This window comes from Mesobacillus zeae (assembly GCF_003570705.1).
Lineage (GTDB): Bacteria > Bacillota > Bacilli > Bacillales > Cytobacillaceae > Mesobacillus_C > Mesobacillus_C zeae.
On sequence record NZ_QWVT01000029.1, the window covers coordinates 220,244 to 233,749 of the forward strand.

14 protein-coding genes, 1 tRNA gene and 1 riboswitch are annotated in these 13,506 nt (G+C 44.3%); of the genes, 14 read left to right on the top strand and 1 reads right to left on the bottom strand.

Annotated elements, in window-relative coordinates:
- The first annotated feature begins 57 nt into the window (after positions 1–57).
- Positions 58–235, top strand: a riboswitch (Lysine riboswitch).
- Between the two features lie 128 nt (positions 236–363).
- Positions 364–1,596, top strand: a complete 1,233-nt coding sequence (locus tag D1970_RS17015; RefSeq protein WP_119114061.1) for an aspartate kinase — start codon at positions 364–366, stop codon at positions 1,594–1,596.
- Between the two features lie 46 nt (positions 1,597–1,642).
- Here the strand turns inward: D1970_RS17015 and D1970_RS17020 are convergent, their stop codons facing one another.
- Positions 1,643–2,095 carry a YslB family protein gene (locus D1970_RS17020; protein ID WP_119114062.1) on the bottom strand — a complete coding sequence of 151 codons (453 nt, stop codon included), beginning with the start codon at positions 2,093–2,095 and terminating at the stop codon, positions 1,643–1,645.
- Positions 2,096–2,535: 440 nt separating this feature from the next.
- On the opposite strand from D1970_RS17020, the gene D1970_RS17025 reads away from it, so the two are divergent.
- The 13 genes from D1970_RS17025 (at position 2,536) to D1970_RS17085 (ending at position 13,071) form a co-directional block, all read left to right on the top strand.
- Complete coding sequence (locus tag D1970_RS17025) at positions 2,536–3,144, top strand: succinate dehydrogenase cytochrome b558 subunit (protein WP_119114063.1); 609 nt, start codon at positions 2,536–2,538, stop codon at positions 3,142–3,144.
- A 60-nt stretch (positions 3,145–3,204) separates the two neighbouring features.
- On the top strand, positions 3,205–4,962 hold the full coding sequence (sdhA, locus tag D1970_RS17030; protein WP_119114064.1) for a succinate dehydrogenase flavoprotein subunit: 1,758 nt from the start codon (positions 3,205–3,207) through the stop codon (positions 4,960–4,962).
- Positions 4,963–4,968: 6 nt separating this feature from the next.
- Positions 4,969–5,730 (top strand): succinate dehydrogenase iron-sulfur subunit, encoded by a 762-nt coding sequence (gene sdhB, locus D1970_RS17035; RefSeq protein WP_119114065.1) that lies wholly within the window; start codon positions 4,969–4,971, stop codon positions 5,728–5,730.
- Between the two features lie 233 nt (positions 5,731–5,963).
- On the top strand, positions 5,964–6,431 hold the full coding sequence (locus D1970_RS17040; protein ID WP_119114066.1) for an acyl-CoA thioesterase: 468 nt from the start codon (positions 5,964–5,966) through the stop codon (positions 6,429–6,431).
- A 139-nt stretch (positions 6,432–6,570) separates the two neighbouring features.
- Entirely contained in the window at positions 6,571–6,795 is a 225-nt protein-coding gene (locus D1970_RS17045) for a helix-turn-helix domain-containing protein (protein WP_042459328.1), read from the top strand.
- Between the two features lie 190 nt (positions 6,796–6,985).
- Positions 6,986–7,444 carry a MarR family winged helix-turn-helix transcriptional regulator gene (locus tag D1970_RS17050; protein WP_119114067.1) on the top strand — a complete coding sequence of 153 codons (459 nt, stop codon included), beginning with the start codon at positions 6,986–6,988 and terminating at the stop codon, positions 7,442–7,444.
- A gap of 10 nt (positions 7,445–7,454) precedes the next feature.
- Positions 7,455–8,252: a glutamate racemase gene (gene racE / locus D1970_RS17055; protein WP_119114068.1), complete on the top strand. Its 798-nt coding sequence runs from the start codon at positions 7,455–7,457 to the stop codon at positions 8,250–8,252.
- A 310-nt stretch (positions 8,253–8,562) separates the two neighbouring features.
- Positions 8,563–9,645 (top strand): GerMN domain-containing protein, encoded by a 1,083-nt coding sequence (locus D1970_RS17060; protein ID WP_119114069.1) that lies wholly within the window; start codon positions 8,563–8,565, stop codon positions 9,643–9,645.
- Between the two features lie 129 nt (positions 9,646–9,774).
- On the top strand, positions 9,775–10,530 hold the full coding sequence (gene rph / locus D1970_RS17065; protein ID WP_119114070.1) for a ribonuclease PH: 756 nt from the start codon (positions 9,775–9,777) through the stop codon (positions 10,528–10,530).
- 13 nt (positions 10,531–10,543) lie between these two features.
- On the top strand, positions 10,544–11,167 hold the full coding sequence (locus D1970_RS17070) for an XTP/dITP diphosphatase (RefSeq protein WP_119114071.1): 624 nt from the start codon (positions 10,544–10,546) through the stop codon (positions 11,165–11,167).
- Positions 11,152–11,667, top strand: a complete 516-nt coding sequence (locus tag D1970_RS17075) for a metallophosphoesterase (protein ID WP_119114072.1) — start codon at positions 11,152–11,154, stop codon at positions 11,665–11,667. The genes D1970_RS17070 and D1970_RS17075 overlap by 16 nt, the downstream gene beginning before the upstream one ends.
- A gap of 172 nt (positions 11,668–11,839) precedes the next feature.
- Positions 11,840–11,913: transfer RNA gene (locus D1970_RS17080), tRNA-Arg, on the top strand.
- Positions 11,914–12,045: 132 nt separating this feature from the next.
- A complete protein-coding gene (locus tag D1970_RS17085) occupies positions 12,046–13,071 on the top strand; it encodes a tyrosine-type recombinase/integrase (RefSeq protein WP_259339700.1) in 1,026 nt (341 codons plus the stop codon).
- Positions 13,072–13,506 lie beyond the last annotated feature (435 nt).

The window sequence follows — 13,506 nt, forward strand, 5'->3', positions numbered from 1 at the left end:
AAAAATAAGTGTGCTATAATTAGAAAAATTTAATATTCTATCACTTTATAGCATTAAAGTGAAGGTAGAGGTGCGGACTTTAAGAGTAAGGACCCGGAGAACAATGAGATTCTTTGAGGGGTACTGAAAGGGAAGTCTGCCGAAGCCGGGAAAGCCTCATTGCTTTTTTGGCTGGTCTTGCATTGAATAAATGCCCGACTGTCAAGATCTTTGATCTTGGAGAGCTATCTCACTGTGCATGCGTATTTATATACGTTGTCACAGCAATGAGACGCTTTCTCATTGCTTTTTTTCGTTTTTGGGGAAAAAGCGGAAGCACTCCGGGAAAACCGGGAATGACGAGTCAGGAAGAAGGGATTAAGGATGGGACTGATTGTACAAAAGTTTGGCGGAACATCGGTAGGAAGTGTTGAGAAGATACGAAATGCTGCAGAAAGGGCAATCGCTGAAAAGCGAAAAGGCAATAATGTGATTGTAGTTGTTTCGGCAATGGGGAAAACGACGGACAAGCTTGTTGAAATGGCTGGGGACCTGACTGCGGCACCTGCAAAGAGAGAAATGGACATGCTTCTGTCGACCGGGGAGCAGGTGACGATTTCCCTGTTTGCCCTCGCACTCAAGCAGCATGGAATTGAAGCAGTTTCCTATACAGGCTGGCAGGCAGGGATTGTCACAGAAGCAGTCCATGGAAATGCAAGGATTATAGAAATCCGGACTGAAAAAATCAGCAGGGATTTGGCAGCCGGGAAAGTGGTTGTCGCAGCCGGATTTCAAGGGATAACTGAGCAAGGGGAAATCACAACGCTTGGAAGAGGTGGTTCGGATACTACTGCAGTTGCCCTTGCCGCGGCACTTCATGCAGATAAGTGTGAAATCTTCACGGATGTTACCGGAGTCTTTACTACGGATCCCCGGTATGTGAAAAGCGCGCGTAAGCTTCTTAGCGTGTCGTATGATGAAATGCTTGAGCTCGCAAACCTCGGCGCCGGAGTCCTACATCCAAGGGCTGTCGAATATGCAAAGAATTATGGAGTGCCGCTTGAAGTAAGGTCCAGCATGGAACAGGAAGCGGGAACAATGATTGGGGAGGATAATCGTATGGAACAAAGCCTGGTTGTAAGGGGTATAGCGTTTGAGGATCAAATCACAAGGATTTCTGTCATCGGACTTGAAGATTCAATTAATAGCCTTCCAGCGATTTTTTCACTGCTAGCTGAAAATCATATTAATGTCGATATCATTATTCAAAGCCGGACAGAGAGGAATCATGCGGCTATCTCTTTTTCCATTAAAAGCCCGAACCTTGAAGAAACTCTCAGTGTCCTTGAAAAAAACAAAGAAGCCATCGGGTGCCGGTCCATTGAAGCAGAGACAAGCCTTGCAAAGGTATCGATTGTTGGAGCTGGAATGATTTCAAATCCAGGAGTAGCCGCAAAAATGTTTGAAGTCCTTGCGGGCAGCGGAATTATGGTGAAAATGGTCAGCACGTCAGAGATCAAAGTGTCAGCAGTCATTGATGATACCAATATGGTCAAAGCAGTTGAAACCCTCCACAGTGCGTTTGGGCTGTCGGAGCAGTCGGTCGGGCAGCATTAATAAAAAAGCTTTCAAAGCGGTGCTTTGAAAGCTTTTTTTACGAATTTCACATTAATGGATCGCTGCTGTCCCATTTGACAGTGAACTTTATCCGTCCCGAGCGCCTTCCGGAATGTTCAAAGGTTTCAGCCGTAGCTTGTTTTTGCATGGCAAACTGCTGCGCAAGGAACCCGGCCTCAAGCTGGAAGCTGAGATTGCTGTTTTCTTTCAGGCGGTAGGAAATCAGCTCGCCCTGAAGTTCAAGCACCATTTCCTTACGCTTCTCTTCTTTGATGCTCAGCAAGCCCCAATCAGCATACCGGAAAAAGTCAAAGATTTCTTCCATGCTTCCGAGAGGATATTTTCTTGCGAGTTTTTTTCCGGCCCAGTAAAGAATATCGGGCTCATTCTTGCCGAGAAGGTCGGGCAGCAGGACATCCCTGATCAATTCATATCCAAATGCAGAAGCAGCAGGCTGGCTGGCGCTTTCGTTATTTTTCGGTGATGTTAGTTCGCTCAAGTTTATTCCCCTCTTTCTATTTCTCTATTATATACAATCTGCCTGGATACAGGCAGGGTTTCTTGCGAATTTACCTGCTGATTTTTTTGGGGGAAAGCCTGTGGAGAAAAATACCGACAATCCTAATAGGAAAAATAAAATTGACGGGTGATCAAAGTTCAAAAAAGATTAACCTTGCATAAAAATTATGTCGATATATCAAAAAGGCAAGGGTAAATCCATGTTTTTAAAGAAAAAACGATATATCAATATTTTTAAATAATTGTATTTATATAAACATATCGTGTATCCGTTTTCTTGACGGTCTTTGTCGATGGGAGTAAAATGAACATGTCACACAATTGTAAGATTTTGATGTCAGGCTTTTAATAATCAGCTATTGTCAGAGATTATGGGGATGGGCCTGTCATCATGCTTTAATATCAAGAGGGGGTATACATATGGCGGAAAATCGAGAGTTTTTCTGGCGTAAGCTTCATTCATTGCTTGGCGTCATACCTGTTGGGCTTTTTCTGGTCCAGCACCTTGTAATCAACCACTTTGCGACTGGCGGGGCGGAATCCTTCAATAAAGCTGCAGGATTCATGGAACATCTTCCGTTCCGGATTTTTCTGGAAGTATTCGTAATTTACTTGCCGCTATTATTCCATGCTATTTACGGGCTTTATATTGCTTTTTCCGCTAAGAATAATGTCAGCCAGTACGGCTACTTCCGGAACTGGATGTTCATGATCCAGCGGATTTCCGGAGTCATCACGCTTGTATTTGTTGCGTGGCATGTATGGGAGACACGCATTGCTGCCGCGTTTGGGGCTGAAGTTGACTTCAACATGATGGCGGATATCCTGTCATCGCCGTTTATGGTCGCTTTTTATGCAATCGGAATCCTTTCTACTGTTTTCCATTTTGCTAACGGATTGTGGTCTTTCTTCGTGAGCTGGGGCATCACTGTGACGCCGAGATCCCAAGTGATCTCTACCTATGTCACAATCGGAATCTTTGTTGCCTTGTCGATTGTCGGAATGCGCGCACTCGCAGCATTTATCTAATGGAAAGCTATCAATAAACGGAATATATGGACAGACTTTGGATTGGGGGAGTTGGTCTCTATGACTAAAGGTAAGATAATAATTGTAGGTGGAGGGCTTGCAGGCTTGATGGCTGCCATAAAGGTTGCGGAAGCAGGCACGGCTGTGGAACTGTTTTCACTTGTGCCGGTCAAGCGCTCGCATTCAGTTTGTGCTCAGGGGGGCATAAACGGAGCAGTCAATACAAAAGGTGAAGGAGACTCCCCATGGGAGCACTTTGATGATACAGTGTACGGCGGCGATTTCCTGGCTAACCAGCCACCTGTAAAAGCAATGACAGAAGCCGCTCCTGGCATTATCCATCTGCTTGACAGGATGGGCGTCATGTTTAACCGTACACCGGAAGGCTTGCTTGATTTCCGCAGATTCGGCGGAACACAGCATCACCGTACAGCGTTCGCCGGCGCTACAACAGGCCAGCAGCTTCTTTATGCACTTGACGAACAAGTGCGCCGATTTGAAGTGGATGGGCTTGTTACAAAGTATGAAGGCTGGGAATTCCTTGGCGCGGTCATTGATGATGAAGGCCTATGCCGCGGAATCGTTGCCCAGGATCTGACTACGATGGAAATTAAGTCATTCGCTGCCGATGCTGTAATCATGGCTACCGGCGGCCCTGGAATTATCTTCGGGAAATCCACGAACTCGGTCATTAATACGGGTTCAGCTGCATCCATCGTCTACCAGCAGGGAGCTTATTACGCAAACGGTGAATTCATCCAGATTCACCCGACGGCCATTCCTGGAGACGACAAGCTGCGCCTGATGAGTGAATCTGCCCGTGGTGAAGGCGGTCGTGTCTGGACTTATAAAGACGGGAAGCCTTGGTATTTCCTTGAAGAAAAATACCCTGCATACGGGAATCTCGTCCCGCGTGATATTGCAACACGTGAAATTTTTGATGTCTGTGTTGAACAAAAGCTCGGAATCAATGGAGAAAACATGGTCTATCTTGACCTTTCCCATAAAGATCCGAAAGAACTTGATATTAAGCTTGGCGGAATTATAGAAATCTATGAGAAATTTATGGGTGATGACCCGCGCAAGGTTCCAATGAAAATATTCCCTGCAGTCCACTACTCCATGGGCGGCCTGTGGGTCGACTATGACCAAATGACCAATATCCCAGGGTTGTTTGCGGCTGGAGAATGCGATTATTCACAGCATGGAGGAAACCGTCTTGGTGCCAATTCCCTGCTTTCTGCTATTTACGGCGGAATGGTAGCGGGCCCGAACGCGATCCGCTATATCAATGGACTCGAAAAAAGTGTTGAATCCGTTTCTTCTTTAGTGTTTGACCGTTTTACCAAGCAGCAGGAGGATAAATGGAACAGCATCATGAACATGAACGGCACTGAAAACGCCTATGTCCTTCACAAAGAGCTTGGAGAGTGGATGACAGATAATGTAACCGTCGTGCGCAACAATGAAAGACTTTTGAAAACGGATGAGAAAATTGTCGAACTGATGGAACGCTACCAAAATATCAATATTAACGATACGGCAAAATGGAGCAATCAAGGAGCGGTGTTTACTCGTCAGCTCAACAACATGCTTCAGCTTGCACGCGTCATTACTATCGGAGCCTATAACCGAAACGAGAGCCGTGGGGCACACTATAAGCCAGAGTTCCCAGACAGGAACGATGAGGAATTCCTGAAAACGACTATGGCCAAGTTTGTAGCTGATAATGCGGCACCTGCTTTCCATTACGAAGATGTCGATACTTCATTAATCAAACCGCGTAAGCGTGATTACTCTAAAAAGAAAGGGGAGTAAAGAGGTATGTCAGAAAATAAAACTGTCCGGTTTATCATCACACGTCAGGGCTCTGCTGATGCGACCCCTTATGAAGAAACGTTTGACTTGCCATACCGTCCTAATATGAATGTGATTTCCGCGCTGATGGAAATCAGGCGGAATCCTGTTAATGCAAAAGGTGAAACAACATCGCCGATTGCCTGGGATATGAACTGCCTTGAAGAGGTTTGCGGCGCGTGCTCAATGGTCATCAACGGCCGGCCACGACAGTCTTGTACAGCTCTGATCGACAAGTTGGAGCAGCCAATTCGTCTTGAGCCAATGCGGACATTCCCTGTTGTCCGCGACCTTCAGGTAGACAGGAAGAGAATGTTCGATTCCTTGAAAAAGGTGAAAGCATGGATTCCAATCGATGGAACGTACGACCTTGGTCCTGGACCGCGTATGCCTGAAAAGAAACGGCAGTGGGCGTACGAGCTTTCTAAATGTATGACTTGTGGCGTCTGCCTTGAGGCTTGCCCGAACGTTAACAGCAAATCCGACTTTATTGGACCACAGCCATTGTCACAGGTACGCCTGTTCAATGCCCATCCAACCGGGGAAATGAATAAAGCGGAACGCCTTGAAGCAATCATGGGAGATGGAGGCCTGTCAAACTGCGGCAATTCGCAGAACTGTGTACAGTCTTGCCCGAAAGGCATTCCTTTGACTACATCGATCGCTGCTTTGAACAGGGCGACAACCATCCAGGCTTTCAAGAGCTTTTTTGGAAGCGACCAGATTTAAAGCTAAAACAGCCTTTTCCGTATAGGAAGAGGCTTTTTTTTATTGTTGTGGTAATGATAGCATTCCTGAATGATAGATTGCTAAATGGCAGGAGCACTATCAAGGAGCTGGGCTATTTTTCTTTGCCGCGATTAGCGCCAAACCGGGAGTGAAATTCTTGCAAATTATCTGAAAATAATTATAATAAGAGAATAACGAATGAATGAGCATTCATTTTTACAGGAGGCATCAATGTGGGAAAACTGGACTATGTAGAAAACTTTTTACAGTGGGAAAACGAATTTGAGTTTTTCTATCCGGTCACTGTACGATTTTCCGAAACTGATATGTTTGGGCATTTAAATAATACTGTACCTTTTGTCTACTTTGAGCAGGCAAGGATACAATACTTCCAAAGCAAAGGATTCATGCAGGACTGGGTCAGGCCTGAAAGCGAAAAAATCCCGGTCGTTGCAGACCTTCAGTGTGATTACCTGCAGCAGATATATTTTAATGAAAATCTTAAGGTGTATGTAAAAGCTGCCAGGATTGGAAACTCCTCGGTTGACCTTCACTACATGGCCAAAAAAGATGACGGAAGCGTGTGCCTTGCCGGCCGGGGTACGATTGTCCAGATCTCGAAAAAAACAGGCAGGGGCTCGGCATGGACCGAAGAAATGAAGAAGCAGTTTACAGGCATTGATAAATCAGGGATCCGGTAGCAAACGCACATTTTTCTTTTTAATGGATTACTCTGTGTATTAACCGTCACTTCACGTCTTTCGCTGACATATGATATCGTGACTAAATTATACCCACCCCGTTGTTCACAGCTGGCGAAGGCAAGGAGGGTTACAATACTTGAAGGAGAATGACTATACTCACAAGCCGTTACTCACCAAACGAGAAAGAGAAGTATTCGAACTGTTGGTACAAGACAAAACGACAAAAGAAATTGCGAGTGAACTATTTATCAGCGAGAAAACGGTTCGCAATCATATTTCAAACGCTATGCAGAAGCTTGGCGTAAAGGGGCGTTCTCAAGCTGTTGTAGAGCTCCTGAGAATGGGAGAGCTAGAACTTTAATTGAATAGCCGGCAAATGCTCGATCAGCCGGGTTCAAGCGATCTGTAACACGCGGAGTGAAGCCGGCAGCATTGCAGGCTTCATTTCTTTCTTGAATTTTTGCCGAAAAAAGTAGAAAATAAGAGAATTGATAGACTTCTCTACAATCAGGCCAGTGATTTCGATGCCAACAATAATAGGAGTGTAAACGATGAAACTTGAAGACGGAGAGCATCGCGTGGATTCAGCCACGTTTGCCGATATAGAAAAGGATCTTAGGTACATAGCTGGAATTGTTAAGCAAAAGGGCCGTGAAATTTTAAGCAATTATACCATTACTCCGCCGCAGTTTATTGCCCTGCAATGGCTGTTTGAAGATGGAGATATGACTATTGGCGACTTGTCTGGAAAAATGTTTTTGGCATGCAGCACAACAACAGATCTAGTGGACCGCATGGAAAAAAATGAGCTTGTCGTCAGGGTGAAAGATCCGAATGACCGGCGGGTTGTGCGTATCCATCTCCTTGAAGAAGGGGAGAGGATCATTGATGAAGTCATCAGGAAACGGCAAATTTACCTTCAGGATGTCCTGAGGAATTATACAGGGGAAGAGATTCTCCTTTTGAAACAAAATATGGCTAAATTGCACCAAGAAATGCGGGAAGGTTGAGGCGAGAACTTTGAAATACCCAATAGGAATAATAGATTCAGGAGTGGGGGGCCTGACAGTTGTCAAAGAAGTGATGCGTCAGCTTCCTAATGAAAAAATCGTTTATCTGGGCGATACAGCCCGCTGTCCTTATGGCCCCCGGCCTGAAGAGGAAGTCCGCAGGTTCACATGGGAATTGACCAGTTTTTTGCTCGAAAAAAACATTAAGATGCTTGTAATTGCCTGTAATACGGCAACTGCTGCTGCGCTCGAAGACATAAAACAAGAACTCGATATCCCTGTCCTCGGTGTCATCCATCCTGGAGCAAGGACAGCAATCAAAGTAACCGAGAATTACAGAGTAGGTGTAATTGGTACCGTAGGAACAGTCAGGAGCGGCGCTTATGAGTTTGCGCTGAAATTAATTAACGACAGGACCGAGGCGGTCAGCCTGGCATGTCCGAAATTTGTTCCGCTCGTTGAAAGCGGTGAATACAGAGGTGCCCTTGCAGAAAAAATTGTCGCTGAAACCCTTCAGCCTTTGAAAGGTACCGGAATTGATACACTGATTCTCGGATGTACCCACTATCCTCTTCTTGAGCCAATCATCAAAGAAGAGATGGGCAATTGTATCAGAGTAATCAGTTCAGGTGAAGAGACTGCGAGGGAAGTCAGCACCATTCTCCATCATAGCGGTATGCTTCTGGAAGGCGGAGAGAGACCCGTCCATGAATTTTACACCACTGGATCAAGGAAGATTTTTTCGGCAATCGCGTCGGAATGGCTCGGACAAGCTGTTGACAATGTAAAGAAAATTCAGCTGGGATAAGAGAGTCATACATCGGGCTGCCGGCTTGGTAAAAAAAGGGGCATTCTTGAAGAGGAAATGACTTAAAATATCGAAACTTAGCTAGTTTAGTTTCCTGACAGCTTTTGTCTTAGGTTAATATCTATATATTAGTCCGAGAGATAAAAAAACTTCAAAAACTCCCATTTTCAAAATCAGTAATAAAAAATAGGGGGTTACTCTACAATCTGACAGCTCCATAAACGGAGCTGTTTTTATTTTTTTGACAAGCGGTCTAAAATGGAAACAAGCCCGTATACATGTAGTACAAACTGTGTTTGGAGGGATGTATATGTCTGGGAATAAACGTGCAGCTATGATGGGGACGGCAGTGCTGGCGACCACGGTATTTCTGTCCGGCTGCGGCCTTTTGGGAAATGAAGAGAAGAAAGAAATAGACCCGCCGCAGAATGTCACTTACCTGAAGGACAGCGAAGCGGGCAGCACTGAAGGTAAAACGGCGGCAGAAGCAAAAGATGGCGGCAAAAAAGAAAGTGCAGAGACCTCGATGGTCGAAACGGAGCTTTATTTGATCGATAAGGATGGGTATGTTGTTTCAAAGTCAATGAGCCTTCCTAAAAAAGATGCAATCGCAAAGCAGGCGCTTGAGTACCTTGTGGTTAACGGTCCAGTTTCAGAAATGCTGCCAAATGGGTTCCGGGCAGTCTTGCCGGCCGATACCCAAGTATCCGTGAATATCAAAGACGGAGTTGCCGCTGTTGATTTTTCCAAGGAGTTTGCCAATTATAAAAAAGAGGATGAGCTAAGAATCCTTCAGGCTGTTACTTGGACGCTCACCCAGTTTGACAGTGTGAAAAATGTTCAGCTTCAGGTAAATGGCAAAAAAATTGACAGCATGCCGGTGAATGGAACGCCGATTAAAGAGGGCCTGAGCCGTGTGGATGGCATTAACCTAGATACAACTGGAGCTGCCGATATCACGAATACCAAGGCTGTTACCGTATACTATGTTGGCGGGAGCGAAGGAAGTCATTACTATGTCCCTGTAACCAAAAGGGTTTCTAATAACAAGACTGATAATATTGATTCAATTATCAGCGAGCTTGCAGCTGGCCCTGCTTATGGTTCATCACTTCAGTCGGAGTTCCAGCCGGATGTCAAGCTGATTGATAAGGCAAAGGTAGAAGGAAACAAGGTGACGCTCAATTTCAATGAGTCAATTTATGGCGGCTTCAAGGAAAAAGTTATTTCGGAAAATGTGCTTAATTCCCTCGTACTATCACTTACTGAACAAAAGGGAATTGAAAGTGTTTCAGTGAAAGTCAAAGGAAAGGCCGAGCTCGTTATGGAGAATGGGAAAAAACTATCGAAGCCTGTTACTCGTCCAGAAAAAGTGAACACCGGTAGTTTTTAATTCGGTAAATTTGTTATACTATGAAATGACAGATAAAGAGGCAGGCTATTGGCTGCCTCTTCTTTATTATTGCTGCTGGAGCAATTCAATTGGCAGCAGTCGAAGCTTAATCTATAAGGAGGCATAAACATGCGTTTTGATGGGCGGGAACCGCTGCAATTAAGACCTGTACATATTGAGACAAACTATTTGAAAAATCCTGAAGGCTCCGTTCTAATAACGGTCGGCGATACGAAGGTCATCTGTTCTGCCAGCATCGAGGACAGGGTGCCGCCGTTTATGCGCGGAGAAGGAAAAGGGTGGATTACTGCGGAGTATTCCATGCTGCCGCGCGCAACCCAACAGAGGACAATACGGGAGTCTTCAAAAGGAAAAGTGACAGGACGGACGATGGAAATACAACGCTTGATCGGAAGGGCGCTAAGGGCTGCGGTGCAGCTGGAAGCGATCGGAGAACGCACGGTTTGGATTGACTGCGATGTCATCCAGGCTGATGGCGGTACAAGGACTGCCTCAATTACTGGTGCATTTGTAGCCATGGCGCTGGCGCTGGAAAATCTGTACAAGACAAAGAAACTGAAGAGCTTCCCGATAACGGACTTTTTAGCCGCAACCAGTGTGGGGATCCTTGAGAGCGGGGAAGCAGTGGTTGATTTGAATTATCCTGAGGACTCTGCTGCACATGTTGATATGAATGTTGTGATGACGGGCAGCGGTGAGTTTGTAGAGCTTCAAGGAACTGGTGAGGAATCAACTTTTTCCTACAGTCAGCTTCAAGAGCTGCTAAGTGCTGCCCAGGAAGGCCTTGCGAAGCTTTTCGAAATTCAGAAAGAAGCGCTTGGCGGGGAATTATCCAGTCTTATTGAATCAGGGAAAGAAGAATAGGGGGCATCCCAAAGTGAACGAAGTCATTATCGCTACAAAAAATAAGGGTAAAGCAAAAGAGTTTGAGCGAATTTTTAATGCCCGGGGCTTTGATGTGAAAACGCTTTTGGATTATCCGGAAGCTCCGGATATTGAAGAAACTGGTGCTACTTTTGAGGAAAATGCCATTCTCAAGGCTGAATCAGCATCTGACAGGCTCGGAAAAATGGTCATTGCTGACGATTCAGGCCTTGAAGTGGATGCACTTGGTGGCAGGCCGGGTATTTATTCGGCACGCTATGCCGGAACAGAGAAGAATGATGACGCGAACATCGATAAGGTACTGGATGAACTGAAAGACGTCCCCGCTGCGGAAAGAACGGCAAGGTTTAGATGCGTGCTTGCAGTTTCCATTCCTGGAGGTGGGACGCAAACTTTTTCGGGCAGCTGTGAAGGCAGAATACTGCCTGAAAGAAGAGGGACAAATGGATTTGGCTACGACCCTGTGTTTTATGCTGACGAAATGAATAGGTCGATGGCCGAGCTGGAGCCTGCGGAGAAAAATAAAATCAGCCACAGGGCTAGGGCATTGGAAAAGCTTGAACAGACATTGTTAACGAGCCTTGAAAAGGATGGACACCAATGGGCAAAATCCTGATCGTAAGTGACAACCATGGTTCGTCAGAGGTTCTGTTTGGCGTGAAGGAAAAAGAGACTGAGGCGGATTTGCTGATCCATTGCGGCGATTCGGAACTGACGCCCGATGATCCGGCTCTCAAGGGATTTGCAGCTGTAAAAGGAAACTGCGACTATTTTGGCGATTTCCCTGAAGAACTTGTGCTTGATCATGATGGCTACAGGATTCTTGTTGTCCACGGCCATCATTATTCTGTTAAAAATGATTTGCTGAAGCTTGCTTACAGAGCCGAAGAAGTGGGTGCCAATATTGTTTGTTTTGGGCACTCGCATATTCTCGGTGTCGAAATGATCGGGTCCACCCTGTTCATTAATCCGGGAAGCCTCCGCCTTCCGCGCGGACGCAGTGAAAAGACTTATGTCACACTCGAAAACTGTAAGAATTCCGTGCTCCTCCATGTCCACGACTATGACCGCGGTGAGATGGAAAAGCTAAAACAAAAATTCAGCTTTGAGCAGTAACTTTGCAGGGGAGAATAAAAACTCCCCTTTTTTAAAAAATACAATAAGACTGTTGACTTTTAATCGATAGCCTAATATAATAAATATTGTCTTCGAAAAACATAAAAAGTGCTGCCGGCCGGGCAGTCAACCAGTTGTTTTTTACGGCGCACTTTCAATTGTTTTTTATCCTGTCCCAGTAGCTCAGCTGGATAGAGCAACGCCCTTCTAAGGCGTCGGTCGGGAGTTCGAATCTCTCCTGGGACACTAACTTGAAGGTGGAGAACACCACCGCAACAGCCTTCTATATCGTTTAGTGAAACGGTCAGTATAACGGTCATGTAAGAAATTACACTCGTTATTGACTTATATCACTTGCGATATAGGAGGTTTTTTATTGTGACCAAAAGAAAAGGATTATTTGAAGTTGAAGTGGATGTAGGAGGATTATTAGGTGGATTAACTGAAACAAGTTCAACTGCTTCAAAAGCAAAAACAAAACTGCATGAGGTAAATAATGATTCAATGTTGATTTCTGTTGCTCTCGAAACCATTACAAGACAAATGAAGGTAAGCGGCAATAGAAGCCGAACCATAAGTGATTATGTGCTTCATGTAGAGCATTTTCAAAGCATAACAAATGTAAAATATGTAGCGGATATTACCGCCGATGCCATTTATAGATGGTTAGATAGTATGAATGTTAGTAATCAGACAAAATTAACAAGATTAAAATGTCTAAAAGCTTTTCTTTCCCGCTGTTTTGATAATGGTTGGATTCAAATAAAGTTTTGGAAAACCATTAATATAAAGGTTGACCATATGGTTAAAGAAGGTGCAACAGAGCGTGATGTTAATGTATTGCTCTCTTTATTAGACTTAAGTAATTTCATTCAATTAAGGGATGCTGTGGCCATCCTAGTAATGTATAAAACAGGTATTCGAATAAGTACATTGACTCAACTTGAAGAACGCCATATAGACTTCAATAACAATGTGCTAAATTTGGAAGGCAGCATAATGAAAAATCATCAGCAAATTAAATTGCCTTTTAATGACTTACTAAAACAACTGTTAGGTGTACTTATAAAACAAAATGCCGTAATTAGGAAGGGATATGGCAAGAAAAACAGCTTGGTATTTATTACAAAATACGGTGATGTGATATCAACCTCCCCAACACATAATAACATCCAGAAGCGGCTAAATAAGTATTCCAAGATGTATGGTTTAAAAAACATAAATCCACATGCCTTAAGAAGAGGTTTTGCAAAAACATTACTAGATAAAGGGGCAAATATTGCAGTGATATCAAAGGCGTTAGGGCATAGTGATTTATCGGTTACAACTAAATATTTGCACTTTGATGTCGATGAAGTGGCAAATAACCTTCGCTCATATTTAGGGGACAATGAAAATGATTAATTAGCCCGCCACTAGCGTTATAAAAAGATGAGATAGGAAAGCCATCTGAGAAGTGTTAAATGCATCAGGTGGCTTTTACCATTGATGGTGCGGGTTTTAATTTCCACCTGGACAGTAGTTCCAATGGATGCTGCTCGTAAAGAATCCAAGCATAGTTTATTACTTTGTTCAAATAATTCTTCGTTTTGTAAAAGTATCAAAAAGTGTCGTAGTAAGACTATTAAAACCGTCAAAAAGTGTCGTAGTAAAAATTATTAATTGACCTTACAGCCGCAAGGGATAGAGTTATTTATGGAGGTTTTACACTCTTTATATTTGTATCTCTACATGCATGATGGTCTTCAAGGGCTGGTCTTTTGAAAGGTAACTCCTTGCACATTCTGCCTTTGGAGCGATAATTAAATTGGGAAAATACCCCCCACCAAAAAGAGGTCT